Origin of the sequence: Mycobacterium sp. OAE908, assembly GCF_017872775.1 — a bacterium.
Lineage (GTDB): Bacteria > Actinomycetota > Actinomycetes > Mycobacteriales > Mycobacteriaceae > Mycobacterium.
This window is the reverse complement of record NZ_JAGGJL010000003.1, coordinates 267,031-290,514: the sequence shown is the minus strand read 5'-3', so window position 1 is coordinate 290,514 and position 23,484 is coordinate 267,031. Positions and strand designations below refer to the sequence as shown.

General features: G+C 64.6%; 24 protein-coding genes and 1 pseudogene. 16 read left to right on the top strand and 9 right to left on the bottom strand.

Annotated elements, in window-relative coordinates; genetic code table 11:
• Window positions 1-4 precede the first annotated feature (4 nt).
• Window positions 5-271, bottom strand: coding sequence for a hypothetical protein (locus J3E61_RS33730; RefSeq protein WP_210086972.1), 267 nt, complete (start codon window positions 269-271; stop codon window positions 5-7).
• Window positions 272-583: 312 nt separating this feature from the next.
• Between J3E61_RS33730 and J3E61_RS33725 the strand changes: the two genes are divergently transcribed.
• Window positions 584-760: a hypothetical protein gene (locus J3E61_RS33725; protein ID WP_210086971.1), complete on the top strand. Its 177-nt coding sequence runs from the start codon at window positions 584-586 to the stop codon at window positions 758-760.
• A gap of 621 nt (window positions 761-1,381) precedes the next feature.
• On the opposite strand, the gene J3E61_RS33720 is transcribed toward J3E61_RS33725, so the two are convergent.
• Complete coding sequence (locus J3E61_RS33720; RefSeq protein WP_210086970.1) at window positions 1,382-2,443, bottom strand: FHA domain-containing protein; 1,062 nt, start codon at window positions 2,441-2,443, stop codon at window positions 1,382-1,384.
• A 332-nt stretch (window positions 2,444-2,775) separates the two neighbouring features.
• Between J3E61_RS33720 and J3E61_RS33715 the strand changes: the two genes are divergently transcribed.
• From J3E61_RS33715 to J3E61_RS33690, 6 genes are all read left to right on the top strand, one after another.
• Window positions 2,776-3,075, top strand: coding sequence for a WhiB family transcriptional regulator (locus J3E61_RS33715; protein ID WP_210086969.1), 300 nt, complete (start codon window positions 2,776-2,778; stop codon window positions 3,073-3,075).
• 115 nt (window positions 3,076-3,190) lie between these two features.
• Window positions 3,191-3,886, top strand: coding sequence for an LpqN/LpqT family lipoprotein (locus tag J3E61_RS33710; RefSeq protein WP_210086968.1), 696 nt, complete (start codon window positions 3,191-3,193; stop codon window positions 3,884-3,886).
• Window position 3,887: 1 nt separating this feature from the next.
• Window positions 3,888-4,628 (top strand): hypothetical protein, encoded by a 741-nt coding sequence (locus tag J3E61_RS33705; RefSeq protein ID WP_210086967.1) that lies wholly within the window; start codon window positions 3,888-3,890, stop codon window positions 4,626-4,628.
• Between the two features lie 112 nt (window positions 4,629-4,740).
• Window positions 4,741-5,151, top strand: a complete 411-nt coding sequence (locus J3E61_RS33700) for a hypothetical protein (protein ID WP_210086966.1) — start codon at window positions 4,741-4,743, stop codon at window positions 5,149-5,151.
• Between the two features lie 17 nt (window positions 5,152-5,168).
• Window positions 5,169-5,450 (top strand): hypothetical protein, encoded by a 282-nt coding sequence (locus tag J3E61_RS33695; RefSeq protein WP_210086965.1) that lies wholly within the window; start codon window positions 5,169-5,171, stop codon window positions 5,448-5,450.
• A 101-nt stretch (window positions 5,451-5,551) separates the two neighbouring features.
• Window positions 5,552-6,397: a hypothetical protein gene (locus J3E61_RS33690; RefSeq protein WP_210086964.1), complete on the top strand. Its 846-nt coding sequence runs from the start codon at window positions 5,552-5,554 to the stop codon at window positions 6,395-6,397.
• Window positions 6,398-6,663: 266 nt separating this feature from the next.
• Here J3E61_RS33690 and J3E61_RS33685 read toward each other — a convergent pair whose 3' ends face one another.
• Window positions 6,664-7,077: a hypothetical protein gene (locus tag J3E61_RS33685; RefSeq protein ID WP_210086963.1), complete on the bottom strand. Its 414-nt coding sequence runs from the start codon at window positions 7,075-7,077 to the stop codon at window positions 6,664-6,666.
• A 130-nt stretch (window positions 7,078-7,207) separates the two neighbouring features.
• On the opposite strand from J3E61_RS33685, the gene J3E61_RS33680 reads away from it, so the two are divergent.
• The 3 genes from J3E61_RS33680 to J3E61_RS33670 all read left to right on the top strand — a co-directional run bounded on the left by J3E61_RS33680 (window position 7,208) and on the right by J3E61_RS33670 (window position 8,820).
• Complete coding sequence (locus J3E61_RS33680) at window positions 7,208-7,753, top strand: hypothetical protein (RefSeq protein ID WP_210086962.1); 546 nt, start codon at window positions 7,208-7,210, stop codon at window positions 7,751-7,753.
• A 129-nt stretch (window positions 7,754-7,882) separates the two neighbouring features.
• Window positions 7,883-8,464, top strand: a complete 582-nt coding sequence (locus J3E61_RS33675) for a hypothetical protein (RefSeq protein WP_210086961.1) — start codon at window positions 7,883-7,885, stop codon at window positions 8,462-8,464.
• A gap of 29 nt (window positions 8,465-8,493) precedes the next feature.
• Window positions 8,494-8,820 carry an SseB family protein gene (locus J3E61_RS33670; protein WP_210086960.1) on the top strand — a complete coding sequence of 109 codons (327 nt, stop codon included), beginning with the start codon at window positions 8,494-8,496 and terminating at the stop codon, window positions 8,818-8,820.
• Between the two features lie 404 nt (window positions 8,821-9,224).
• Here the strand turns inward: J3E61_RS33670 and J3E61_RS33665 are convergent, their stop codons facing one another.
• The 3 genes from J3E61_RS33665 to J3E61_RS33655 form a co-directional block, all read right to left on the bottom strand.
• Window positions 9,225-9,545, bottom strand: a complete 321-nt coding sequence (locus J3E61_RS33665) for a hypothetical protein (protein WP_210086959.1) — start codon at window positions 9,543-9,545, stop codon at window positions 9,225-9,227.
• Window positions 9,546-9,718: 173 nt separating this feature from the next.
• Window positions 9,719-11,683, bottom strand: a complete 1,965-nt coding sequence (locus tag J3E61_RS33660) for a protein kinase (protein WP_210086958.1) — start codon at window positions 11,681-11,683, stop codon at window positions 9,719-9,721.
• A 61-nt stretch (window positions 11,684-11,744) separates the two neighbouring features.
• Window positions 11,745-12,986, bottom strand: coding sequence for a hypothetical protein (locus J3E61_RS33655; protein WP_210086957.1), 1,242 nt, complete (start codon window positions 12,984-12,986; stop codon window positions 11,745-11,747).
• A gap of 60 nt (window positions 12,987-13,046) precedes the next feature.
• Between J3E61_RS33655 and J3E61_RS33650 the strand changes: the two genes are divergently transcribed.
• Window positions 13,047-13,190 carry a helix-turn-helix transcriptional regulator gene (locus tag J3E61_RS33650; RefSeq protein ID WP_210087009.1) on the top strand — a complete coding sequence of 48 codons (144 nt, stop codon included), beginning with the start codon at window positions 13,047-13,049 and terminating at the stop codon, window positions 13,188-13,190.
• 706 nt (window positions 13,191-13,896) lie between these two features.
• A complete protein-coding gene (locus J3E61_RS33645) occupies window positions 13,897-15,036 on the top strand; it encodes a DUF3060 domain-containing protein (RefSeq protein ID WP_210086956.1) in 1,140 nt (379 codons plus the stop codon).
• An 88-nt stretch (window positions 15,037-15,124) separates the two neighbouring features.
• Here the strand turns inward: J3E61_RS33645 and J3E61_RS33640 are convergent, their stop codons facing one another.
• From J3E61_RS33640 to J3E61_RS33630, 3 genes are all read right to left on the bottom strand, one after another.
• On the bottom strand, window positions 15,125-16,456 hold the full coding sequence (locus J3E61_RS33640) for a MinD/ParA family protein (RefSeq protein WP_210086955.1): 1,332 nt from the start codon (window positions 16,454-16,456) through the stop codon (window positions 15,125-15,127).
• Window positions 16,457-16,654: 198 nt separating this feature from the next.
• Entirely contained in the window at window positions 16,655-19,120 is a 2,466-nt protein-coding gene (locus J3E61_RS33635; RefSeq protein ID WP_210086954.1) for a hypothetical protein, read from the bottom strand.
• 20 nt (window positions 19,121-19,140) lie between these two features.
• Window positions 19,141-19,719: a hypothetical protein gene (locus J3E61_RS33630; protein WP_210087008.1), complete on the bottom strand. Its 579-nt coding sequence runs from the start codon at window positions 19,717-19,719 to the stop codon at window positions 19,141-19,143.
• Between the two features lie 248 nt (window positions 19,720-19,967).
• On the opposite strand from J3E61_RS33630, the gene J3E61_RS33625 reads away from it, so the two are divergent.
• The 4 genes and pseudogenes from J3E61_RS33625 to J3E61_RS33610 all read left to right on the top strand — a co-directional run bounded on the left by J3E61_RS33625 (window position 19,968) and on the right by J3E61_RS33610 (window position 23,270).
• Window positions 19,968-20,426, top strand: a complete 459-nt coding sequence (locus J3E61_RS33625) for a hypothetical protein (protein ID WP_210086953.1) — start codon at window positions 19,968-19,970, stop codon at window positions 20,424-20,426.
• Between the two features lie 112 nt (window positions 20,427-20,538).
• On the top strand, window positions 20,539-21,039 hold the full coding sequence (locus J3E61_RS33620) for a hypothetical protein (RefSeq protein WP_210086952.1): 501 nt from the start codon (window positions 20,539-20,541) through the stop codon (window positions 21,037-21,039).
• Between the two features lie 40 nt (window positions 21,040-21,079).
• The gene (locus J3E61_RS33615; RefSeq protein WP_210086951.1) at window positions 21,080-21,562 is read left to right on the top strand and encodes a DUF1772 domain-containing protein; all 483 of its coding nucleotides are present in this window, start codon (window positions 21,080-21,082) and stop codon (window positions 21,560-21,562) included.
• 104 nt (window positions 21,563-21,666) lie between these two features.
• A pseudogene (locus J3E61_RS33610) lies at window positions 21,667-23,270 on the top strand (protein kinase).
• Window positions 23,271-23,484 lie beyond the last annotated feature (214 nt).

Sequence of the window (23,484 nt, the reverse complement as noted above, 5' to 3'; positions counted from 1 at the left end):
ATCGTCATCGCTCGTCGTCTCCCGCTGATCGACGACTAGGTCCGCGACGCTGCCATTCATCACGGAAGCCGACCTGGACTTCGGCGACGTCGAGCACGTCAGGAATCACTTGGTGAAATGCGTTAGTGCGCATGTCGGTTTTGCCTATGTGAAGACTGACGACGTCACTGAGCCGGCGTACCCATGATTCGTTCACTGTGAGTGACACAGGTGCTTGTTCGGTGGCGTTTCTGTCCTTCTCAAGGTCGTATTGCTCGTCTGCGAACTGCATGGACACCTTCAGCAGGCGAGCTTAAGTAGTGATGATTGCGACCGCCCATGTGCTCAAGGCTGTGCCGTCGAACTTCGTTACGGACGCCTCGATGTCGCCGTTACCGAGGAGGGCCGCCACTTGGAGTTGCAGGGCCACGGGGCTCCGCTGGCTTACGTGCGCTGGTGTGTGCCGCGATCTGAAGCCAATATTGGTCGGTGTTGGCACCGCCGTGGCTGCTGATCTTCATGAGCAGAACGCTAGCCCTGCGGTGGGACACCGCGAAGCAACGCCCGCAGCCCATGTCGGTGTCCGAAGCTACAGTCGCCGTCTATGAGCAAAGCAGCGCCCTGGGCCTCGACCGCTGGCAACAAGTTCCGGGAGGTTGCGCGGTCAACGGAGAACCCGACAACCAAGCTCCTAGCCGAAGGGCTGACGGCACTCACCGAATCACTGCGCGAGCTGGATGCGAAGCTGGAGAACATGGAACGTCGAATGGCTCAACCGTAAGTGGTAGAAGGTTTTCCGTAGAGAGATGCGTGCCAAACGGGTATTAGACCGCCTGAGGCCCCAACCTCAAAATGGGCTTCACGGTTCTGGTTGCCGATAGCAACATCCATCACGTAGCGGCCAATCCGAGGAAGTACGACGCCACTACAGTCGGTGGCGAAAGACAGCGTCCCAGGCGGCTTTTCAGAACCCGGAACTGAGGACTCTGTCGCGGCCACAGTCTCTCCTCGCAGTCGCCCGTAGATGTCCTCGCCCTCGAAGGCGCGGACCACATCAGTAATCGAGACACCAGCCCCTAACTGAGCCGGGCTTACTGTCGACAAGATCACGAGATAAGCCTTCAATTGCGCAGGAAACCTGGCGGTTGGGCGCCTGATGAGCGTTGACGCGGCCATCGTCGAAACACCGGTCGCGTGGTATTCCCCTATGACACAGTGGCATTCGTCCTACGGGGAGAGGTTTCTGCGGCCTTGGCCGGCAATCTGGCAGTCAAGGTGTTGCGCGACGGCTCCGCGGTCAAGTTCGAAGAGATACCGCGCAGCTGAGCGAGCGGCTCGACACTGCCCCGGTATGCGGAACGTCTCACAGACGCCGTAGCGCCGCCGGGTCCCCTCGATGCGGTCAGTGTTGTGCGAGTTGGGCGATCAACGATTCCAGCGCTGCCATATCACCGGGCGACACTGGCCGGTCGGCTTCAACGTCGGCGACCGTTTGGGCGCCAAGGCCAGCTGCGTTGGCGGTTTCCTCGACGGTGAGCTCGGCGCGATGCCGCGCGGCGTAGAGCCGGTGGCTCAGCCGGGCACCCGGCGCGCCGGCCGCACGGACGACCAGATCGTTGTAGGTGCGCCGGATATCGCTGAGCAGCAGTGCGATCCCCGGACCTTTCGAGCCTGCTGCAGCCTCGTGGGCGGTGGCTTGCACTTGACGCAGCTTGGTGAGCAGTTCGGCGGCCTGGGCGCCGAACGTGGGCGCGGTCTGCGGTGGCAGTGCCGAAACCCGCCCCTTGATGTCGTCGAGGTGCAGCCTGATCGCGTCAAGGAACACCGAGACGCGCACACTGTCGGTGAGCACTTCGGTGGCAGTCTCCGCCGATTCTGTGGGGATAGGTCCGCCGCGGCGGATACGGGCAAGGGTCCCGGCCGGCCAGCCGACAGCCTGCTCCAGTTTGGCCAGAGTGCTGTTGCGGGGCCAGCTGCGGCCTTTCTCAAAGGCGACCAGATTGCTTTGGCCGATCACATTGTCGTCGGACAACTTTCGTTGCGAGAAGCCCATTTCTTCGCGGCGGACGGCGAAAGCACGACCGGCCCGCGCGAGCCCGGGGTCGTTGGGGTTGCGCCGTTGGTGGGTGAAAGTCACCGGGATGCCGTTGGCGTCGCCGAGGTGAACGGTGAGGCCGTCGGTGACCCAGTGCGCGGTGATCAGCGCGCCGTCGAGGTAGGTCCCGTTGGTGCTGCCGTCATCTCGCAACGCCCAATTGACGCCATCGCACTCGATGAGCAGATGCCTCTCCGACACTCGTGGGTCTTGGATGCGCATGGTCGCTTCCAACCCACGCCCCACAGTGATCGGCGCATCGACGACCTCCACGGTGTAGGGCGGCGTGTCCCCCACCGTGATGGACAACGCCGGCGCCTCGGCTTGGCCGTGTTCGTTGGTGGTCGGGCCGGTGTACGCGTGGGTCATTGCGCTCCGCTTCTCTGTGTCCGCATGCTGCTGTAGTGCTATCGCTTCAATGGCGCCCGTCGTAGGAGCTAATGATAGCAACCGGTATCGAGATCGACAATGAAGCCGCTATCGGATCCGCTCTGCGCCGCGCCGTAGATGCCGAGTGCGGCCGATATTTTAAGTTGCTTTCTACGGCTTTTTGCCAGCTCAACCTGCATTTAGCCCTCTGGGCGCGGACCGCGCGCTACGGGATCGAAGGATTGCGACTTGCTTTCGGAGCGCTTTCGTTTATTGTAGCTCTAACGACAGCATTTCGATAGCATCGAGTAACTGGAATGGAAGGACCGGCGATGACCGCAGCGCACCTCATCAGGCCCCTGAACTCTCGCGTGAATCTGCCCTCGCCCTGCGTGGCCGATCCCGATCGTTGGCTCGAAGGCGGCGAAGACCCCGAACTCAAGAGCCTGTGCCGCGGGTGCCCGCGCCGCTGGCAGTGCGCCAAAGACGCCCTGGAGACGCCCGGTGTCGAGGGCATGTGGGCCGCGGTCCACATCCCGAGGGAGGGGCGCCGTGCCCGAACATCTGCGCTACGGCAACTGCGCTCGCTCGTCGAGCATGCCGACAGCATCAGTGCCGCCACCCGGCGGTAGAAGCGCCGGCAACAGATGCGCCGCCCCACCCATGCCCACCTCACACCTCTCCGCGGCGATATCAGTCGGCGCGAATCGGCGAAAGGATCCCACAGTGTTAACACCCAATAGCGTTGTGCGAGCGACTGTTCGCAGTGTCGCGCTGATCGCCGTGGCAGCGTCACTGGCCGCGTGCGGCAGTGACGAGCCGGCCTCACCCGAGGAGTTACTCGACGGCAAGACACTTCCAGCGACAGCCCGCGGCCGCGTCGTCGGGGTCGGCGATGCCGGCGCGTGTCACCACGTCGACGCGCCCATGCTCGACATCGAGAGCCGAAACGACGCCGAACCGCAGCTGCGGATCCCGCAGCCCGCGGGCTGGGAGCGTTTCACCAAACTCGACAGCGAAATCCTACGATTCGCCTCGGCGAACAGGGATCTTGTCGCCAACCAGTTCGCCCCCAACGTCGTGGTCACCCTGGAACACACCCCTGACGCCGATCCCCAGGTGATCTTCGACCAGACGCGCGACAACGTGGTGAAAATGGCCGGCGCGCAAGACATGGCAGTGAAGGCGGGCACCCTGTGCGGGCTGCCGGCCGAGGCGGTCACCTACGTTGCCGCGGCGATGGGCCCGGCGACCCCGGCCCGCCCGATCTCCGCACTGCAGGTGGTGACCAGGACCGGCGGGCACACCTACCTGGTCACCGCGACGATGCAGACCACCCAACCGGGCAACCCCACCTACCAGCGTGACGTCGAGACCATCCTGACTGGCCTCCAAGTGCTGCCTGCCGCAGCAGACAAACTCACCGGCCAGAAGGGCAACTGAAATGTCATTCGCCTACCTAGTCGGTTATCTCTCGCTGCCCATCACCGGAATCGTCATGCTCATCATCGGTATTGCCCAGCGAACAGGGTCGCGGACCAATACGGCGCCACCGGCACCGCACGCACATCCGGGGGCCTGGCCTTCGAGCCCGCACCATCACCGTGCCCACCCCGACCCACAGCAGTCACCTCACTACGACCCCCTGTCGCCACCACGAAGCAGGGCCGGTACCGGGTTGATAGTGGCCGGCGCGGTCGTGGTTCTCATCACGATGCTGGGCGCCGTTGGGCGCGTATCCACTGCCTCCCAATCGATCTCGAGCCCAAATCGCATCGACGTCGGCGACTGCCTCGCCGCAGAAAACCTCAAGCGCTCGGGCACGCTGAAGCCCATCGACTGCGCCGACCCGCAAGCCAACTTCGAACTGGCCGCCCTGTCCGGTTCCGCACAATGCCCAGACAAGCCCATCAGCGACACCGTCTACGTCTACCTCACGAAGGTCCATACGACGATGTGCTTCATCCCGGTTCTGGCGCAGGGCGCGTGTTTTCGGGCCGACTCGGTGTACACAGTGTTCGACGTCGTCGAATGCGCGGACCGATCAGCCGGGGCCAAGTTGATCAGGGTCGTTAAGCGGATTGACGGCAGCACCGACAAGGCACTATGTCCCACGGCGACAAAGTCTTTGGCCTTTCCCCAACCCGCGCGGCTGTACTGCTTGACTACGGTGACCAGCACATGACGATCGCTGCATCACGTCGCCAGCAGTCGCTGCCGCTCGCAGGCGAGCCCTGGGCGTTTCGCACAGCCCGCAGCACCGACGACACCGGTGTCTATCTGACGGGATACTCGTCATGACCGATCATCGATCCGTGGCCGGCCGCAGCCCGCAGCGCGCGGCCCATGACCCACTACCCCCAACCGGTGCGCGCCGCGTCTCACGGATGGTCGACAACACGCTGAGCGTGGTGCTGTTCGCGGGTCAGATCGCGCTGTGGGGCGTGGCTTTCATCAGCTTCATCGCGTTGCCGATGAGTATCGACAACTGCGCCTACCAGGATTGCGGGCCGGAAAAGTGGATCGATTACGCGATGCTCACCGTGGCACTGAGCGCCCCGGCCGGGGCGATCTTCAGTGGTGCCGGCATCTATCTGCTCGCCACCCGCAAAGTCGGGTTCTGGGCGCCACTGCTGGGCTGCGCAGTCCAAGTCGCGATGCTCGCGGCCGCGTGGCTCATGGCCGGCAACGCCGGCCCCATCCACTGACAACCAGGAGGTACAGCGTGACCGAAAACGATGTGGCATATGAGGATCGCCAAACGGTCTACCAGGGCTACATGAACGGCGCCCATAACGGCGATGCGGTAGTTCAACGCGCTTTCGAGTGGTGGATGAACCGAACGCTGACCGACCTCGATCACTGGGCGGCCGTCCACGGCACCGACGCCGACACCTTCCGGGAGGTCCTCGAGCGGGCCCGCGCGACCGCGCAGCAGTCGGGAGCGCACAATGGCTTCCACGAGATTTGGGAATTCTTCCTCACCCTCATGAAGGACGGCCGCTGAGGACTGCGCGCCTGCCGTGTGCCGCGGTAGTTGGGCAGTCCTGACCGCGGGAAAATGGTTGGCCGCCAACGAGGTTCAACCCCAAAGGAAGCAGGGTGGTAATGCGCAGACTCGATGCCGATGAGTCGGCACAGCAGAGTAGTTGGCTGTGCGACACCTGGCCGCCGCTGTATGGGGCGACGGGGTGCACCGGATTTGATCCCGCCGGATCGTGGCTGGCGGCGGCGTGGGTGCTCAACGCGATATACGAACGCGACGATCTGCCATCGGGGCTGACCCATCACCAGCTGCATCAGCAAGCCATTGCCGCCGGCCTGCAAGAATCGGCCGTCGTCGGCGGGGTGAACCTCGACGAGACCACCGTCACGACCGGCGGGGGCCTGGGGTTCGCCGAGAAGCCGCCGTCCCCGTGGCGGCGTGTGACGTGGTCCGAGCTTGGCCGCCGCGACGGTTTCGGGTTCTGGGCCGTCGACGGCGAATGGCCCCAGCCGCGGTTCACTCCGCAGACCGACTGGCACGACCCTGCCGTGATGCCGGCCAACTCTTTGCCGCTTGTTCGGCCCACCGAGGAGTCAAGCTGGCCGGTGCGCATCGTCCCCCCGACTGAGGGCTCGCTGGACGCTGAGAGCCTCGAGGGGCTGGTCGATGTTCTCAGCAGTCACACGACTTCGGAGGCCCTCGCCGACTGCAGCTTTTATTACGGCGTGGTTGCGTTCGTCGGACGCGAAAGCGGCGCCACCATCGACGCTGGAGATCTGCACCAGCTGCCAGCGCTGGTGCGCGCCCAACCGGGAACCCGGTTCACGCCCAACAACTTTTGGCCTGCCGATAAGTCGTGGCTGGTTTACACCGACGCCGACCTACACGCGACACGGGTCAGCGGGTCACCCGAACTCATCGATGCGCTATGCGCACAACGCAATCTGGAAACACTGCGATGCGAGTAGCCGCAGCGATGATGCGTGGTTGACACGGCTGAAGCGGCACCGGGTGTCTTGCTGGGGTCGCCGCGGCGATCATGTCGGGGGGCAGGAGTCGCGCGGTCGGGCCGTGCGCTCAAAGCCGTAGCCGTACAGCGTTTCTCGGCACACCGCCGGCAAGGAAGCGCGCATCGACACTGGCTCTCACCAGAACCGCGCACGGTGATCTCGGTGGCCGTGGCGCCTACCGTAGCGACCCTCCGAGCGTGAGTATCTTCTGCGGCGCCGGCCACTCAGTCACGGCGGATTTCCTCGACACGAATGTCTTTCAACTCTTCAGGGTCGATGACGCCGGTCCACCCCATGTGCTGGTCGCCCGCCAATCCGATTTCGCGCGCCACGGCGGGAGAACCAATAAACCAGACCACGACTCGACCGTCTGGCAACTGGTGCTGAAGGGACACAGTGTGTCCACCGAGTGTTCCGCTGACACGGACAGCAACAACACCGTCGAGGGCAGTCCTGGGGACTTTCACCCAGGGTTCGTAATGACCCAGTCCCACAGAGGACTCACCGGACTGGAATCCGTCGGGCACCTCGGGCCCCGGTTTTGCGCGCAATGCGACCCAGTCGTCACCGCTGAATACGATCCGAAACCGCTTCCCGCGGTACTGCGCTATCGCGCCCGTCACCGGAACCTCAACCATTGGCCTCCCTTGCAGAGTCACCACCGTGGTCTGCGGGGTTTGCCGCCCGCTGCGCACACTGCGCGTCCGATGATTGCAGGGTGCCGAATTGGTGTCCAGGATGTGCTGCGACGGCCTTTACCATTGAACGGTGTCCGATGACGAGCGGTGGCGCAGTTGGCTCTACGAAACCCACTCAGCCACAGAGCTTCACGACTGGGCATTGCGCCTGCGGTACTTCCGGTTCTGCCGCGCCGTCGGCGGCCATGCCAACGACGGCGACAACCTGCGCGTCGTGCTGCGTGCAGAGACCGAGCCCGCACTGCGCAACCTGTTCACCGTCCTTGGTATCACGCCCACCACAATCCCCCCGGACGCGCCACGTCCACAACCAGGTACCCGATACACTGTCACGCAGTACGCGGCCTTCCCGGCGCGCATCGACCGCTTCCCCACCCTCGCCCAACCGGCCCACGTGCATATCGCCGGGCACAAAGCCTTTGCATGGGCTTATGCAGGGCGACTGAGGATTTCGCTGCACGACGCAGATAACCCGTTCGAGGTCACCGAGCCCACAGTGCAAGCAGCGCTTGACATCGAGCAGCGGCTGTCACAACTGGCGGCCGAGATCATCGATCCGCCCATCGACAACCGCCACTGCATCTGTCCCAAGTACTACGGCGAGTTATGGGAGTGAGTCTGACACCGCCGCCGGATGGGTACCGTCCGGCCCTGCTCGACACAACGTGGGTACAGCTGAAATATGAAGCACCGCAAGGAATATAGAGCAGGTGATTTGACCGCCCAGGCGAGCAGTTCCAGACGCATGAACACCATCCGGGTAGAAGTCGTTTCCGGCTTCGAGTCCGACGAGGTGGTGTTGTTGGCCGCCGACACCGTCGGGTTGGATACCTTTGGGGCGGCGCTCACCGAGGCCCAACGACGAGTGTCAGCGCCGCTCGACCGTGACGGAGTGACGCACCGATTCGTCTTGCAATCGGGATTGGCCGACATCGGTTTCGCCGAAAGGTGTGTTACGCGGCGGCTGGACCGCGCCGAGGCTGCTGCCGAACTCAGCGAGGGCCTGGCGGCGCTGAGAACCAGCGCCCACCCATGTCACCGATACGTCGACATCGGCTCTCCCACAGCAACGCTCGTTCTCTCGGGCGACGAATACAGCCAACCGTTGGGTAGCGCGCCGGCGAGGCGTTCGACGTTGAGCCGAGGACAGCTCGACGCCATCACGGATCGTGTCGATCGAGGCGCCGACCCTGCTGCGCTTGCAGGCTGGTTGGCCCGAATCACCGATCGCCACGATGACGCCCCGCTGTTCCAGGCCGCCGCCGAGGATTTCCAGCGCGGCGACAGCGACAAGTGGTACGCCGCGGCCGATCACGTTGTCGACTGAGCCGACACGCCCGCCACAAAGGAGACACCGTGGGTCTATTCCAAAAGAAGAAGCAGTCTCAACCAGCCGCCGACGACGCCAAGGTGTTCTACTCCACCCCTTTTGGCGACACAAGAGACGGCAAGCAAAAGCCCTTTTTGCTTGAACGCGACGGTGTTCGATACTTTCCGGTTTTTCGTAGCGTGGAGTCGATGAAGGAGTGCTTCGAGCGGATGAACCGCGCCGGGTACATGATCCTTTCCGGAGACGTAGCGGCGGTGATGGACACCATCCGCTCAATTGAGCTGTTGAAAGGCACGGGGATTGTCATTGAACCTTTCAGCGAAAACCCGGTCGAGATCATGCCTGACGTGTGACCGACACTGGCCGGCACGCTGCACATGGCGGTCTTGTAGCGGCCTTGTCACCTGGCTCTGTCTTCGAGTTTCGGGTCAAGCCGAAAGTCTCTCGACGAGTGTCAGCCAATCCGCGGCCGAAACCCAATATGCGGGTGGTTCCTGCCAATCCAGCGTTCCGACGCGCCATGCAAACCGATCCGAACTGTCGCGCGGGACCCGCCCCCAACCCAGGCCGCGGGCAACGGGACACCCGATGCTCAGCATCTCCACACCAGGAATGCGCAGCACCAGCTCAACCCTGGGAAAGCGGCTACCCTTCTCGCCTTCTCGAAAGATCCAGTGTGCCGGTAGCGCCCTCGCCTGGTCGAGCCGAGCCGACACACTCTTTGACACTCATTGGTGCCTGCACCCGTTGCCGCGGCCTAGAGCCCGCAGGGCAGGGGGCCGATGAACGGCATGCACGGTGTGGCCGGGGGAACCGCGGGAGCGGCGGGATAGACACGTCCCGACTCGTCGATTAGATCCGCCGGCTGGTAGCCGTTGCCGCTGCTTTGCAGGTAAAAGGCGTGGCAGACACTCCAGTCCCAGTCAATCGGACGATCGTCCGATACCGGCCTCGACTGCCCTGGGCACCAGTGAAACCAGTGCGGATCGGCTTGCGCAGTACCTGATGCCAGTCCAATACCGGTGATCGCCACGCCGGTAGACAGCAGGGTCCTTGCGACCGTAGTCCTGAGGTTCATGTTGTCACTCCTTCGCTCAATTTCGCTGTGCCACTGGTCGTGTGCTACGTCTCGTAATGTGCACGACAGACCCGTCACCGGTATATGGGGCATTTGCCTGATATTTACCTCTGCGCAGCGAAGGAACCCACCAGGGTGACCACGGACCAATACGATCCTGAGCAGCGCGGCCGCTACGGCGCCGCGAGCTGGCTGACTACTTGGTCATCGAGATATTTCGTGGCGAGGTAGCCACCGGGTTCATCCATGAGGGCGGCGACAGTGTTGGGGTCGTCGATGATCACCATGTGCCCCGAGTAGCTGGCGAGGGGTTTGGGTAGTCCGGCGTAGCCGCCCTGGCCGGCTGCAGAGTCGCTGCGGATGACGAGCAGTGTGTCAGTTTGGATTTGGTAGATCTGGTTGAGGTCGGCGATGGGCTGGGTGCTACCGGCGGCGACGGGGTTGCGGACGAGACCGGCGTTGTAGCGGAACCCCAACGACTCCAGGTAATCGCTCGCGAAGGACGGGGTGAGTACTTCGGACACGCCGGTGTCGGAAAGCGTGACTGCCTCAACGGATTTGCCGTTGAAGCTGGGGTTCTGGTTGCTCAGGTCGCCTTGCCGTGAGCGCACCGAGTTGAGCAGCTCTTCTGCCTTGGGCTGACGGCCCAGGATGCGGCCGATCCAGGTGAGCTGGTTCTGCCAGGTCCAGCCCTCAGTGGCGTGTTCTGTTGGCCGGGTGACGGTTTTGGCGATCGCGGCGAGCTTGCCGTAGGTGTCGTCGGTCAGTCCGCCGGTGGCGATGATGAGATCGGGTTTGGCCGCAGCCACCGCAGCGGTGTCGATCACCGAGAGCACCGTGGGGTTGCCGGTGACCGCTGACTTCTGCCAGCTGGGGAGTTGTCCGCTCGCGGCGGTGAGCGCGACGGGTTGCACGCCGAGGGACAGCACCGCGTCAGCGTCACCGGGTCCCAGCGCGGCGACCCGCATCGGCGCTGCGGTGATCTCCGTGTTGCCATGAACGTGAGTGAAGGTTTGCGCCCGGTACGTCGGCTGGCCCGGGCCCCCGAGCCACAGGACCATTGCCCCGGCGGCCACCGTGGCGATGGCCAGCAGCACAGCGGCGATGATCACCGTGCGGCGGCGCAGCCGACGGGATTTCGTGGGCGGCGGCGTGAAGGTGGGCGGGCTAAACGGTGCCGGAGCGGGGCCGGGTCTGTTGAAATGCCCAGTCGGGTACGTGATCTGGGCGGTCGCCGGGTTCGGCTGAGGGCGCGGCGGGGGTTGCCACGGCTGGGTACGGGTCGGCGGGTCGGGTGCCGCGGCTAGGGCTTGTGTTGCCGCGGCGGCGAGGTCGCGGGCGGTTTCGTAGCGCTCGTTGGGGTCTTTAGCCATCGCTTTGGCGACGACGGCGTCGATGGCTGCCGGCAGTGTGGGAGCTTGTTCGGTGACTCGTGGCGGTGGCTCGAACAGGTGGGCGGCGGCTAGGCCGCCGGGGCCACCTTCGGCGGAACGGAAGAACGGTATCTTGCCGGTCAGCAGGTGATACAGCGCGCCGCCCAGCGAGTAGATGTCAGAGCGGTGATCGACGGCGGCGGTTGGTTTGAGGCTTTCCGGCGAGGTGTAGGGCAGACTGGCGATCACGTTGCCGGCCTGGGTGAGCCGGGCAGCGCTGGGATTGCGCACGCGGGCAATGCCGAAGTCGGCCAAATAGATTCGCTCGTCGTCGGCGCTGAGCAGGAAGTTGGCAGGCTTGACGTCGCGGTGCAGGATGTGGCGGCGGTGCGCGTAATCCAGGGCGGCGGCCACTTCGCCGATGATGCGCACTGCGCGTTGCGGGGTCATCCGGCCGTTCTTGATTTCCTTCTCGGCGTCGCTGCCGTCGACGTACTGCATCGAGATCCATAGCCGCCCATCGGTTTCGCCGCGATCGTGGACAGTGACGATGCCGGGATGTTCGAGGCTGCTCGCAAGCTCGGCTTCGTTGAGGAATCGGCGCCGGATCTCGTCGTCACCAGAAAGCTCCTCCGAGAGGACCTTGATGGCCACACTGCGCGGCAAGTTGGGGTGACGGGCACGGTAGACGACGCCCATGCCGCCGGAACCAACTTTTCCCTCGATGGTGTAGCCGGCGAACACGCTTCCGACGTCTAGCGCCATGGCCGCCCGACCTCACAGGGCCCCGGCCATGCCGAGCAGTCGGGTAATCGAAGTGATGGGGTCATCGGGCCATCAGCAGCGCGTACTGGGCCGCGGTCTTCTGTTGCGCGTCATGCAGTTGGGCGGCTTGGGCTTCGATGGCGTAGCGATCGGCGGTTGTCAGACAGTAGAAGCTGGCGACCTTGCCCTGGGAGATGTCCAGGCAGCGGCTGTTGGGCATCTGCTTGACCGGCGCGGCCGGCTTGCCGGTCGCCGACGCTTCTGCGAAGAATCCGTCGGTAATCCGTTGGGCCGCTTGGGCGTCGCGGGCTTCATAGACGGAGGTTGCGGCGTTGGCCATCTGGTTCATGTCCGTGTCGTTGAACAGCTTGGAGCTGCGGGTGGGGTCGGTTTGAAGCTGCAGGGCTCCGCGTCGTTGGTACACCGCGAGCTGGTTGACGCTGGCCGCGGCGGGGCTGATCGGCACGGTGCGGGCCAGTAGCCCGGTCGGGTCGATGGGCAGTTCGGCGAGTTTGGCCGGGTCGGTGGGTGTGAATTGGTCGATCAGCGGCACCTGCAGGTCAAGGGCCTTGGCGATCAGCCCGACCGCGGTGTCGAGGTTGTCGGTGGCCTGGGCGGACATCACCAAGACGAAGGGCCCATGAGCGGTGAACGCCCGTACCTGGGTCCACTGCAGATTCTTGGCGGATTCGGTGAACGTCTGATTGAAGCCGGCGGTCTCGGGGTGGCCGGGTATTGGCACTGGTGTTACCGGCGGATTCACGACGGGTTCGGCGGCGGCGGCGTCGCTGATTTCCTTGGCGGCGTCGGCTGCTGAGGCGGGGTCGGCGAAACGAAGGACCGCGTTGTCGAGCTCCTTGTGGTCGGTGTCTTCTCGCGCGGTGTAGTACCCGGTGATGAAGTTGTGTCGGGCGGCAGGGGCGGCCAGGGATTCAGGGAGCACAAATTTCACTGCGCCGGCGTTCTTGATGACCAGGGCGCCGTTGGCGGAGCCGCGGATGAGGGCCGGGTCGACTTCCCAGGGGCCGGTGACGTAGTTGGCCATTCGTTGGCCTTCGACGATGGCGCCGAGTTCGGGGTTTCCGGCGGTGCCCATTGGCCGCGGTTTGGTCGGGTAATTGCCGACGTCGAGTAGCGCGACGTCGATCTGCCCGGGCGGGGGGCCGCCTGCGGCCTTGACAGCCTCGCCGTTGATCGCGGTGCTGCAGGAGGCCACCAGCATGGCCGTGGCCGCCAGCGCCGCAGACGCCGTGAGGAACTGGGCTGATCGGCTCCGTGTCGGTGTGTCACGGACACTGCGCATGTCAGCAACCTACCGCGAGAGGCCGATCAGGAACGTCAGGGTGTGGCCGACCTGGCGGCCATGGGCCTCGCCAACCGCGAGATCGCGCAGACGTTGTTCGTGATCGAGAAGACCATCGAAGCCCATCTGCACCGCGTGTTCCGCAAGCTCGCGATCCGATCGCGCCGGCAACTGCCGACGCTGCTCGCCGAGACGGGACCCTAACACAAAAGATCAGGGTGCCGATCCTGATGACGGTCGCCGCTCCCGGCGACAGGCTGCTCGCATGGAGAACGAACACGACGCAGCGGCCGAGCTCCTCATCGCCCCAATCCCTCTCGAGGTCGTCGAGCTGGCCCGCTCCGGCAACCGGCTAGAGGCCAAGAACATTCCTCCGCCGCCGGAGTCCAACGTTTGGGACGGAGACAATCCCCCGACCGAGCGATCGCTGCTATCCGTGGTGCCTCTAGTAAGCGGCGGATCGTCACCGGCGCTGCGAAACGTCGGTGAACTTCCCGATCGAACGCATAGTCCAGCCGCCGCACCCGTTCCATATGACGACCCGACGCGGCGACTCATGAACATCCGAGGAGAGGAACAGACCATGAACAAAACCACCCGCACACTGATGAGAATCACTGCCGGAGTACTCCTTTCAGGAGGCGTTGCCTTTGCTGGCGCAGAGCTGAGCAGCGGGACCGCGCAGGCCGGCCCATTGAGTCACTTCGGTGACTTTGACGCCGATACTGCCTACGCCCGGCCACTGCCTCAGGGCGGCCCTCCCAACACACCACTGCCTCCTCCGCCAGGGCCTGCAGATGCACCGACTGCGCCCGCGGTCTCGGCTCCTGCGCCTCCACCTCCGCCCAGGAATTGCGGCACCGACATGTTCACCGGCCTCCCCCTTCCCTGTTAGGAGCCGGACGCGACCATGGAGCAGGACGACCCCGAGGCACGCATCGCCGAGCTGGAACGACAACTGCGCGAGGTGAAAGCGGCCGCGAACAGCGATCATTCGGCGAACTATCCCTACCGTGAGGATGAGCGCGCCGGAACACCCGCGCTACCCGAAATGACGCAGTCGGGTGGCTCCCAAACTCACGACGCCACGCGCCTTGCCGACGCTTTCATGCGGGCCGCCGCCGAGTCCGATACGTCCGTCAGAGAAGCCCTCGAACGCGCCGGCATTCGTCCCGGCGTGACGATGAAGGTCAACGGGAAGGTGGTCTACCACGGACAAGAGCTGCCTCCAAACATCAACTATCAGAATGGGTTTGCGTCTCCACTGCCGTTTGACATTTCTGCCGATTCGCTCGTACGCCCGCAAAATGCGAACCGGCGCTCGCGACTAGGGCTCGATAGCCCTGGCGATGGCTTCGGGGCTGTCGCCGCGGCGATGGGTGTGCCCATCGCGGTCGGCCTCGGTGGTTCGGCAACTTTGACCGCAGCGATTCCCGCGAGCGCCTTATGGACGAGCCGCTTCGTCTGCGGTGCGCCAAATCGACTGATGCTCAACACCTCGCACTACAGCTACAAGCCGAGCCAGTCGGGCACCAGCGTCAACTTCCAATGTCTTGCCGCAGACGGCGGCCACGACGTCAACTGGTTCATGATCATGGCGTTGCAGGGCTTGCTGATCGCTGTGGTGCTCGGCGGTGCGCTAGCCGTCGGTCTCGCCATCCGCCGCCGGAGGCGGAAGCAGCCGCTACGAGCCTCGGGCGTCATCCTTGCCAGCTGTCTGGGTGCCCTGGCACTAGCCGCCGTTGCTTGGCAAGTAATTGCAGGCTCGGCTGTCACACAGATGCCGAGTGGCGGCAGTCTGACCATCGACGGCAACGCTGAAACCAAAACCATCGCGTGCAACGACGGACACCTCACCATCGACGGCCGCGAAGAAACGGTCACCGTCATCGGCCATTGCAACCGCATCTCGGTTGATGGCGTCATACATCACGTCACAGTCGATTCGGTCGATGCAATCGATGTTGGCGGGCTCAAAAACGTTGTCACTTACCATGCCGGCTCGCCGGAGATCAGCGCTGGCGGTTCGAACACGGTCCAGCGGGGCTGAGGCATCTCGAAAAATCACCATCGACGCTGCCCCTATCGGATCGGCCGCCGCCGCGATAGCACACTAAGCGCGGCGCGATGGGTCAGCGTCAGCGCATCGAATAGGTGTAGGAGTTGCTAATCGGAGTGAGCGCTTGGTCGGATAGCTCGGGATGACGCTGGTGCATCACAGCCTTGACGTAGTCGCCAGCCTGCCCGAGGGTCAGCCGGTTCCAGTCAGGCTCCACCCGCATTGCTTCGTGGAGAAGTGACCGGACCATTGCTCTGGCGGTCTCGGCTCGGTCTGGCCCGTAGTGTGCGTCGAATTCTGCGTCGTTCTTCCCGGGGCTGTGTTTGAGGTAAAGCGCGACTGCCTCGCTGGCATCGATTCCGTGATCGGCCGGCGCTGTCGCGCCGGCATAGCCCGCCTGCTGGCGGTGTGGGGGCGCGGTTGACGCGACCGCGACAGGGCCGGCGGGCGTTGAGAAGTCGTCGGAGAGTGCGGCGGCCAGCTCGGTGATCGCGCGCCGGAACCGACGACTCACCAGGTCCATATGGATCTCGTTGCCGGCTGCGATGTGCGCCTCCCACGGGATGAGCACCACGCGGCCGTGGCCCACGAGCTGCTCGTATTGGCGGCCCAGATCGGTGACATCGATCTGGGGCTTGACGGGCACCAGGTGGCTGATCACCACACAGGATCGTCGGGCCAGATGGTGATATCCGTTCTGCCCCAACCAGTTCATCGTGACTGCGGCCTGCCGTGCCCCGTCGGCGGTGGCGCTGCAGACGATCACAGCGCTGGAGATCGTCGACAGCACCGCACGCGTGGCCGGGTTGTGCAGGCCTTTGCCGACGTCGGCCAGGATGAGGTTGTAGTAGGGGCCGACGATGCGGGTGATTGCGTGCCAATCCTCGGCGCCGAATTCTCGGCGGGCGCTCCCGTAGTCGGGGGCGGCCAGCACCTCCAAACCAGCGCCCGTCATCTGGGTGTAGGCGCGGATGTCGTGGTAGCGCACCACATTCGCGTCGTGCAGCAGGTGTTCGACGGTTGCTGGGGATTGGCGCGCGGTGCGGTCAGCCAGGTTCCCGGCGCTTGGGTCGACATCGATAGCTAGGATTCGGTCACGTCGAATCTGACTCAAAGCGGACCCCAGCGCGGCGGTCACTGTGGTCCGCCCGACGCCGCCCTTCAATCCGATAACGCCGATCTGGTGCCCGTCAGGTGCGGGCCGCCGGACCCGGCCGTAGAGCGCGCTGTAGTGCAACTCGTCTGGGGACGGGCCGACATTGATGCGCGTGGCCTGCCAGAGCCACCGTCGCCAGCCGTGCCCGGCGACAGGTTTCTGCGCTTGCTGCTGCGCGGCCGTCACCCATCGCGAATTGTCGTGTTCCACAGTGCTATCCCCGGTCTCCGCCGTAGGAGTTGACGCCTCCGACATTCTCTGGCCCGGTGCTGATGACGAGGTCAAAGGTTCCGAACAGTTCTGTCATTGCGGCAGCACCGCTGTCAACAACCAAGTGATCGTGTGGCTCACGATCAGCCACTCGGTGACCACGAAGACAAACCCTGCGGTGACTAAACCTGCCTGAATCTTGCGCATCCCTCCACCGTCCCGGCATATCTGCCACGGCTGGGTTCACTCCGTAGCCGCAGATAACTCGATTTGTCTTGCCAGATAAGCAAGTTCGGGATACTTGATCTCGTTATCGGTCTCATCGAGGTTCCACAGCAGCAGCATCTCCATTAGGCGCGCCAAATCGTGATAGGAGCGCGCATGCGCGGAGGCGGGCATATCGCCGGGCATCCGGCCGGGACGCAGCGCCGCACCCGTGCCCACCGCCTCCAGCATGGCCGACTGAAGGTTCACCCAACAGTCAGGGGGCACCCGCACGCCCTTGCCCAGCAGGTCGATGACTTCCCGAACCACTGGTGGCACAACGAAGTCCAGGAGTTCCCCCGCCCGGCGCATCGTAGTATCGGCAGCGGTCACTGTCGTGCGCCACGCCTCGGACTGATCGGGGCGGCGGCCGTCTCCCAGACCGATCAGCCGCGTGTATTCGGCGTGGTCGAGGGTTTCCAGCCGGTGCAGATGCTGGCTGTCGAGGGCCATCGCGGGGGCGTCGTCGCGGATGGCCGCTGCCGAGTTGACTGAACACTCGGCGAAATGCGGGACCCCGGCTTCACGGGCCGGTGCCGACGAGCCACCGTGGTCAGTGGAAACCGCCAGCGCCCATAATTCAACGTTGGGATTGTTGGTCGTCACCAGCTCCGCGAACGCCACCATGGTCTCTGCCGGATTGGCCCAACTGAACCAGCGCGAGGCGAACCGCGGACCCAGTGTGGGATCAGAGAACAACATCCGGGCCGCACGCGGCACGAAGACACCCTGCGGGATATAGCCGGTGCCTTCGCTGCTCACGATGATCGTTTCGACTCCCGAGCGGGTCCGGAACATCCCGACGCACCAGTCCAGGAACAGGTACAGCCGCGAGGCGTGCAGCAGCTGATACACGATCTGCTCGGCCGACTCGAGCAGCGGATCGGGAAGTGACGAGCGGATACCCTCGCTCGCGGCACCCGCAGAGGCCCCGACACCTGACCCGACCACACCCGGGGGAAGGGGGGCGACCGGAGCCGACGACGACGAAATACCGCTGGCCGCAGGGCTTCCACTCGCGCCGCCGGCCGCTGGGCTGACGGCGCCCGAAGGTGCTGGCGCGCTTGGGATGTCCGATCCGAACGGCGGTAGCGGACCGACCGGACCGGCGGGAACGCCGGCTCCGCCGGGGACAGCCGGAGGCGATGTCGGTGCCGCCACAGGGGTCGGCGGCCCAGTGACCGCAGGAGCACCAGAAGCCGCTGACACCGGCGCGGGTCCGGAAGCGAATCCACCACTGGGTGCACCGCCACCCGCTGTGGGCGGCGGGCTTTGAACCGGCGGCATCAGCGGAGCCGCCGGCCCCCCCGAGGCCCCAAACCCGGCGTTGAAACCGCGAGAAAGTTCTGCTGCTGGTGTTGGAGGTGGCGCCATACCGCCGGCGGCGTTGGTCGGCAGGCCTCCAGACATCGGCGACGTCAACCCCTGTGTGGGCAGACCGCCACTCATACCGCTTGGCGCGGAAGGCAACTGCATGCCGCCACCGGACGGACTGCTGATAGGCGAGGCCGGCACGCTCGGCGCGTTGCGGGAAAGCGGGGGCGGAACTCTCGGGGGCGGCGGCGCATTCAGGTCTCCACCTTGCACATGGGTGGGTATCGGCGTTTCCCCGTCACCACCGGGTGCGGATGTTTCATCGCCTCCTGCCGGGCCGTTGAGCCCGGCAGAGCCGGGGTGACTGCCGCCCTTGCTGTCTGGCGAGCCGCCTTTCGCATCTGAAGGTGGTCCCGACGATAGGCCCTGTCCTTCGTGCGAGGTTGGACGTGTATTGGCTCCGTCGTCGCCGTTCGATGGCGGCGGTGTGAGCGGCATCCCGCCTGGGCCGCGTCCGCCGCCCATACCGCGACCCTCGTTCACGAACTGACGAAGCTGAGGGTCCACTGGATCACTGGTACCCGGCTGTTGCGAATCCGCGCCCGCGCCGCCCTTACCTGAGTTCGACTGTGCGCCAAGGCCTGCAACTTGGGGTGCCAGGCTCTGCATCGCCGCTGTCGCTGTTGCTGATTTGGTCATAGCCTCAGCCCGCGCAGTCGCCAAGACCTGCTCGATCTGCGACCAGATCAATAAGGATTGGCCGAGCCCATGCGGCTGTTGCTCAAGGCGGCCGATCTCCTCATGAGCCTTCTGATCGATTTCATCGAGGTCCGCACGCAATCCGTAGAGCAGCCGTCCCGCCTCCTCGGATGTCCGAGCCATCGCGAAATACTTGTCGGCCTGCTCGGTGCAGGTGGCGGCGAAGTCATAGCACCAGTTGCAAAACCCATCGACAAACTGCCCGGACTGTTCGTTTGCGACTTGCCTCGCATCGCCTCGGATTGAGTCGGCTGCCTGAAGTCGCTTGACACCCTCGCTGTGTTGAACTTCCGAAGCGGCGTGAAAGGTTTCGGGATCAGTCAGCGGCCAGAGGCCCCCGACGATCATCGCCGAGTACTTGCGCGTTGGCATGCCCGCTGGGGCGGTCGTCGCTACCAAGTAATGCCCAGCTTTCCGCACACCAACAACGGCCCGCCATAAGCTGTCATGCTGTCACCCCACGCTTCGTCGTCGGGAGGTTTCGAGGGCCCGGGCTCCATGTTGTGCACCAAAAGAATTCGGTCGTCGATGAAGCGCTGCAATGTTCGCCTGAAAAACTGACTTGCGTCGGGGTGGTCGTCGAGAGCGTTCTGACTACTGCGTGCCCAGTCTTGGGTATCCGAACGATACTTTGGCAGGGCCGCATCGCGCGCCGGAGTTCCTGTCGCGCCGGTTGCCAGCCAATCGTTGGAGATCCGGTCGTAATCCCCCATTAATGGCGCGATGGCATTACACAGCGCGCGATCGGCTGCCGAAGTGTCCGCGGATGATGTCGGCGCCGCCGTCGATACTGGCCCTGATGCAGGTGCAGAACCGGAAGTTGGCCGGAACAGGCCGATGATTCCAACCACCAGTGCGGCTACCGCTATCACCGCGGCGACCAGCGCCAGCCACGAAAACGAAGGCGGTTGTAGCGGACCGCCGACCGGCTGTTGAGGCGGCGATGCCCACGGCTGCTGAGGCGGGCTCATTCCGCCGCCCTGCTGAGGGTGCATTTACCCAGCGTAAGTCATCGAGCGGAGAGGTCTCTGCGGCAAAATTGGCCCGGGACGATCCGCACAGCCTGGTCCCGGCCACACCGCGTCTTCGAGAGATGAGTCAGTGCTTTCCGCACCGTGGGACGTATTGAGCGTTCAGCGGACCTCGTCGACAAAGCGCATCGCTGGCACCGCGGTGATCCGTAGAATCACCTCTAGCGCACCACGATCGGAAGCCCACCTTGTTCCAGACGCTTCACGCCTGCGAGAACGGCGACCTCTACCAGGTCGAGCTCGACAGCGTTTCCGACATAGCCGACCTCGTCCAGGAAGACTGCCTGGAATCTCTCACCAGCACCGACCGCACAATCGACTTCTGGCTGACGCCGGCGCTGCGCGGCATCCACCGGTCGGTCAATCGCACAGCTACCGAGTTATTTTTGGCTACAACACGATTCGATGCACATACTGTGCCGCTGCTCCGCGGAAATGTCGTGCTGGCCAGCCATGACGGCGGGGGCAACCTAGCAGGATTGGCAGACGCTCAGATTCGCTGGCTCGTCAACAGCGAACCCACCCGCAGTGAGGAATGGACGCTTGGTCGCCGGTTCTCCAGCGACGAACGAGGGCAACACCGCACAACCAAGTCTGATAGCGCACACCGCAACTCGCTGCGACGCCTCTGGCGATCGATGCACTGAGGCCATAGCGCCGCTGTCCCGCCGACCGAGCAGGCCCGCGGTTCGCCCTAATCCTTGCTTCTCACAACGATCCAGGCTGGCGCCGATCCGCTGAACAGCTACTGTTGCGATCGTGCTCGGCCTGGCCATCGTCATGTACATCGTGGCGGCCCTTTTCATCATCCTCGCGTTCCGGCCGGGACTCGTGTTCTACGCCCAGCAGGGCTGGAAGTTCCGCGAGCGCCTCAGCCCGTCAGGTCTGTACAGCGGAGTGAGCACGGCGAGCTGCCTGATCGTTGGGTTGGCGTCGGCGGTGATCGGCACCATCGTGTTGGTGAAAGCAGTGACACATGACCCCAGAGCCGACGCACAACGACACTGCATCGATGTGGTGCAGCCGGCGTTTGCGCGCTCCATCCGATGGGACGGCGGTCATGTCAGCAACCCCGACGTCGTGACTGACCTCGCGCGGGTGCACGGCGTCGAAGCCAAGATCGAACCCAGCCCGGGGGGCTACGACGAAGTCGCCATCTACGACCCCGCACACCACTCCCCACCCGATCAGGTCGTGTTCTCCTTCTCAGGCAATCCGATCGTCGGTGCCGACCACGCCGACTCACTGTGCAACTACTGACGCATACAAATAACGCAACAGCGGTCGTATCCTCTCGGTCATGACGGAGGACGGCACGGAATTCCCGGCGGCCGCCACGATCGCGCGGTTCGGGCGCGCCGCATGGTTCTTCGGCAATGCCTATGAAGCCGTCGTGGGTGTTCCGGAGTTGATCGCGAGCGCCGATCGGCAGGGCGGAATCTTCGGCGTCGGCAGCCCTGTCCGCTACTTCGCCCCCATCGGACCGGTAGCGGTCGGCGGAACTGCAGCTGTGCTCGCAAAGTCGTGGCGCGCCGGCGGTGATCGGCGCAAAATCACCGCGGCAAGCGCGACGCTCAGCGCTGCTCTCGGTGTGAGTGCGTATCTGATCGCGTCGATCAATGTGCCGCTGCTGCGTGGGAAAACCGCCAAGGAACACCGAAGCCAGTTGATTTCACGCTGGCATCGGGGCAACTTCGTGCGGCTGGGACTGCTCGCCGCCACCGAGATTCTGGTGCGGCGGGTTGAGGTGTCGGCGCAATCGGCACCACGCCCGCAGCCCTAGTTGGCTGACGGCCTCGGCGCGGTCGCGCGACCCGCCGATCCAGCCACCCACGACACCGCGCGCATCGTTGGCAATTGACGTCACCGATAGGTAATGCTGGGGCCATGCCTCTTGGCGTCGGCTCCGTGGTCGCGGGATACCGCATCGAACGGGCGCTCGGCACGGGCGGCATGGGCGTGGTGTACCTGGCCAAGCATCCGGCCCATCCGCGGCGCGACGCGCTGAAGTTGCTCAGCGCGGAGCTCTCGCGCGATCCCGGCTTCAGGGAACGCTTCCTGCGGGAGGCCGACATCGCCTCGATGCTGTTCCACCCCAACATCGTGTCGGTTTACGGCCGCGGCGAGACGGACGCCGGCCAACTGTGGATCGCCATGCAGTCGAGGGCACCGACGCTGAGCGAGCGCTGCGTGACGGGACGATGACCCCGATCCGGGCCGTTCACATCGTCCGGGAGGTCGCCAAGGCGCTCGACTACGCACACGACCGCAACGTGGTTCACCACGACGTGAAACCCGCAAATTTCCTTCTCGCCAATGACTTCGGCAACAACGAACACGTCCTGCTCAGTGACTTCGGCGTAGCGCGAACCATCGGCGACAGCGATACACCCGTCAACGGACTCCTCACCGCGACACTGGCCTACGCCGCCCCCGAGGTCATCGCCGGTGACCCCGTCGACGGTCGGGCTGACCTGTATTCCCTTGGCTGCACACTGTTTCGGCTCCTCACCGGCAAGCAGCCGTTCTATCAGGCCAGAGGCGAGTCAGCCACGGCCCGAGCGCACCTCGATGCGGCGCCGCCGCGAGTATCCGATCACTTACCCTGGGCGCCAACGCAACTGGATCAGGTGATCGCCAAAGCCCTCGCCAAAGACCCCGCAAAGCGCTTCGCGTCGGCGCGGGAATTCACCAACGCAGCAGCTGAGGCGATCCGGGGTACCGCGCCCGCGTCGGCAGCACCTCTGCCATCCGACGCGGACACTTCGAGCGCCCGCCGGGCGCCTCGCCACAGGGCAGAAGACCGACCGACCTCACTGACCCCGCCACCGCCGGCGCCCTCGCCCGGTGATCGCCAAGAGCACGGTCTGCTCGACCAGCTTGGCCTACCCGTGATCAATCCCAAACCGGCCCACCGAATTCCAGCGCGACGGCTACTCATCGGAGCGGTGGCCACAGCAGTCATTACCGTCGTCGCCGGCCTTGCGATCTGGGCGATGCGGCCTTCGCCCGCACCGAGCAGTCCAACCGCAGGACCGTCCACGTCCTCGGCGGCGCCGGTCAACAGCGAAGCTCAAACCCGACTCCTGCAAGTGTTGCCCGCTGGGTACCCACCTGGCCGCTGCCACCCCGCAGCGACATCAGACGGCGCCGTCGCAGTTGTGGCTTGCGGCGAGAACATCGAGCCTGACGGTCCGTCCTCCGCGACCTTCACCCTGGCCCGCGATCCGCAAGCGCTGCGCGCAGCGTTCAATGCGACCGTGTCGAGCTCGGTCACCGTGATCTGCCCGGGTCGCATTCAGTCCCCAGGCCCCTGGCGCCATACCGCGGATCCCACGGTGATGGTCGGAACAGTGTTCTGCGGCACCCGAAACGGTCAGCCGCTTGTCGCGTGGACCAATGACGGCGAACTGCTGCTAAATGTCACTCAAGGCGAGGCGCCAAGACCCACGCTAGAGCAGTTGTACGCCTGGTGGACCACCCATTCCTGATGTACCGGCGGCCATCGGCTGCAGCGTGGTAGGAAACTGGACTCTGTCAACTTCTCCGGAATCGTCGACACCCTGATCGATGCGCTGGCCACACAGGGACTGACCGAACATCCGCCGGTTCTGCTGGCTGCGCGGCACTTTAAACGCACTGTCCTTCCGGATCATGCGATCCGACGATCACGAGCGCACGAGACGACGCGCTCGCCGTGATACG

Bases quoted from the DNA above. Each gene is read 5' to 3' on its own strand.
- J3E61_RS33730 (WP_210086972.1), bottom strand. From the start codon at position 271: ATGCAGTTCGCAGACGAGCAATACGACCTTGAGAAGGACAGAAACGCC.
- J3E61_RS33725 (WP_210086971.1), top strand. From the start codon at position 584: ATGAGCAAAGCAGCGCCCTGGGCCTCGACCGCTGGCAACAAGTTCCGG.
- J3E61_RS33720 (WP_210086970.1), bottom strand. From the start codon at position 2,443: ATGACCCACGCGTACACCGGCCCGACCACCAACGAACACGGCCAAGCC.
- J3E61_RS33715 (WP_210086969.1), top strand. From the start codon at position 2,776: ATGACCGCAGCGCACCTCATCAGGCCCCTGAACTCTCGCGTGAATCTG.
- J3E61_RS33705 (WP_210086967.1), top strand. From the start codon at position 3,888: ATGTCATTCGCCTACCTAGTCGGTTATCTCTCGCTGCCCATCACCGGA.
- J3E61_RS33700 (WP_210086966.1), top strand. From the start codon at position 4,741: ATGACCGATCATCGATCCGTGGCCGGCCGCAGCCCGCAGCGCGCGGCC.
- J3E61_RS33690 (WP_210086964.1), top strand. From the start codon at position 5,552: ATGCGCAGACTCGATGCCGATGAGTCGGCACAGCAGAGTAGTTGGCTG.
- J3E61_RS33685 (WP_210086963.1), bottom strand. From the start codon at position 7,077: ATGGTTGAGGTTCCGGTGACGGGCGCGATAGCGCAGTACCGCGGGAAG.
- J3E61_RS33675 (WP_210086961.1), top strand. From the start codon at position 7,883: ATGAACACCATCCGGGTAGAAGTCGTTTCCGGCTTCGAGTCCGACGAG.
- J3E61_RS33665 (WP_210086959.1), bottom strand. From the start codon at position 9,545: ATGAACCTCAGGACTACGGTCGCAAGGACCCTGCTGTCTACCGGCGTG.
- J3E61_RS33660 (WP_210086958.1), bottom strand. From the start codon at position 11,683: ATGGCGCTAGACGTCGGAAGCGTGTTCGCCGGCTACACCATCGAGGGA.
- J3E61_RS33655 (WP_210086957.1), bottom strand. From the start codon at position 12,986: ATGCGCAGTGTCCGTGACACACCGACACGGAGCCGATCAGCCCAGTTC.
- J3E61_RS33650 (WP_210087009.1), top strand. From the start codon at position 13,047: ATGGGCCTCGCCAACCGCGAGATCGCGCAGACGTTGTTCGTGATCGAG.
- J3E61_RS33645 (WP_210086956.1), top strand. From the start codon at position 13,897: ATGGAGCAGGACGACCCCGAGGCACGCATCGCCGAGCTGGAACGACAA.
- J3E61_RS33640 (WP_210086955.1), bottom strand. From the start codon at position 16,456: ATGTCGGAGGCGTCAACTCCTACGGCGGAGACCGGGGATAGCACTGTG.
- J3E61_RS33635 (WP_210086954.1), bottom strand. From the start codon at position 19,120: ATGCCAACGCGCAAGTACTCGGCGATGATCGTCGGGGGCCTCTGGCCG.
- J3E61_RS33630 (WP_210087008.1), bottom strand. From the start codon at position 19,719: ATGAGCCCGCCTCAGCAGCCGTGGGCATCGCCGCCTCAACAGCCGGTC.
- J3E61_RS33615 (WP_210086951.1), top strand. From the start codon at position 21,080: ATGACGGAGGACGGCACGGAATTCCCGGCGGCCGCCACGATCGCGCGG.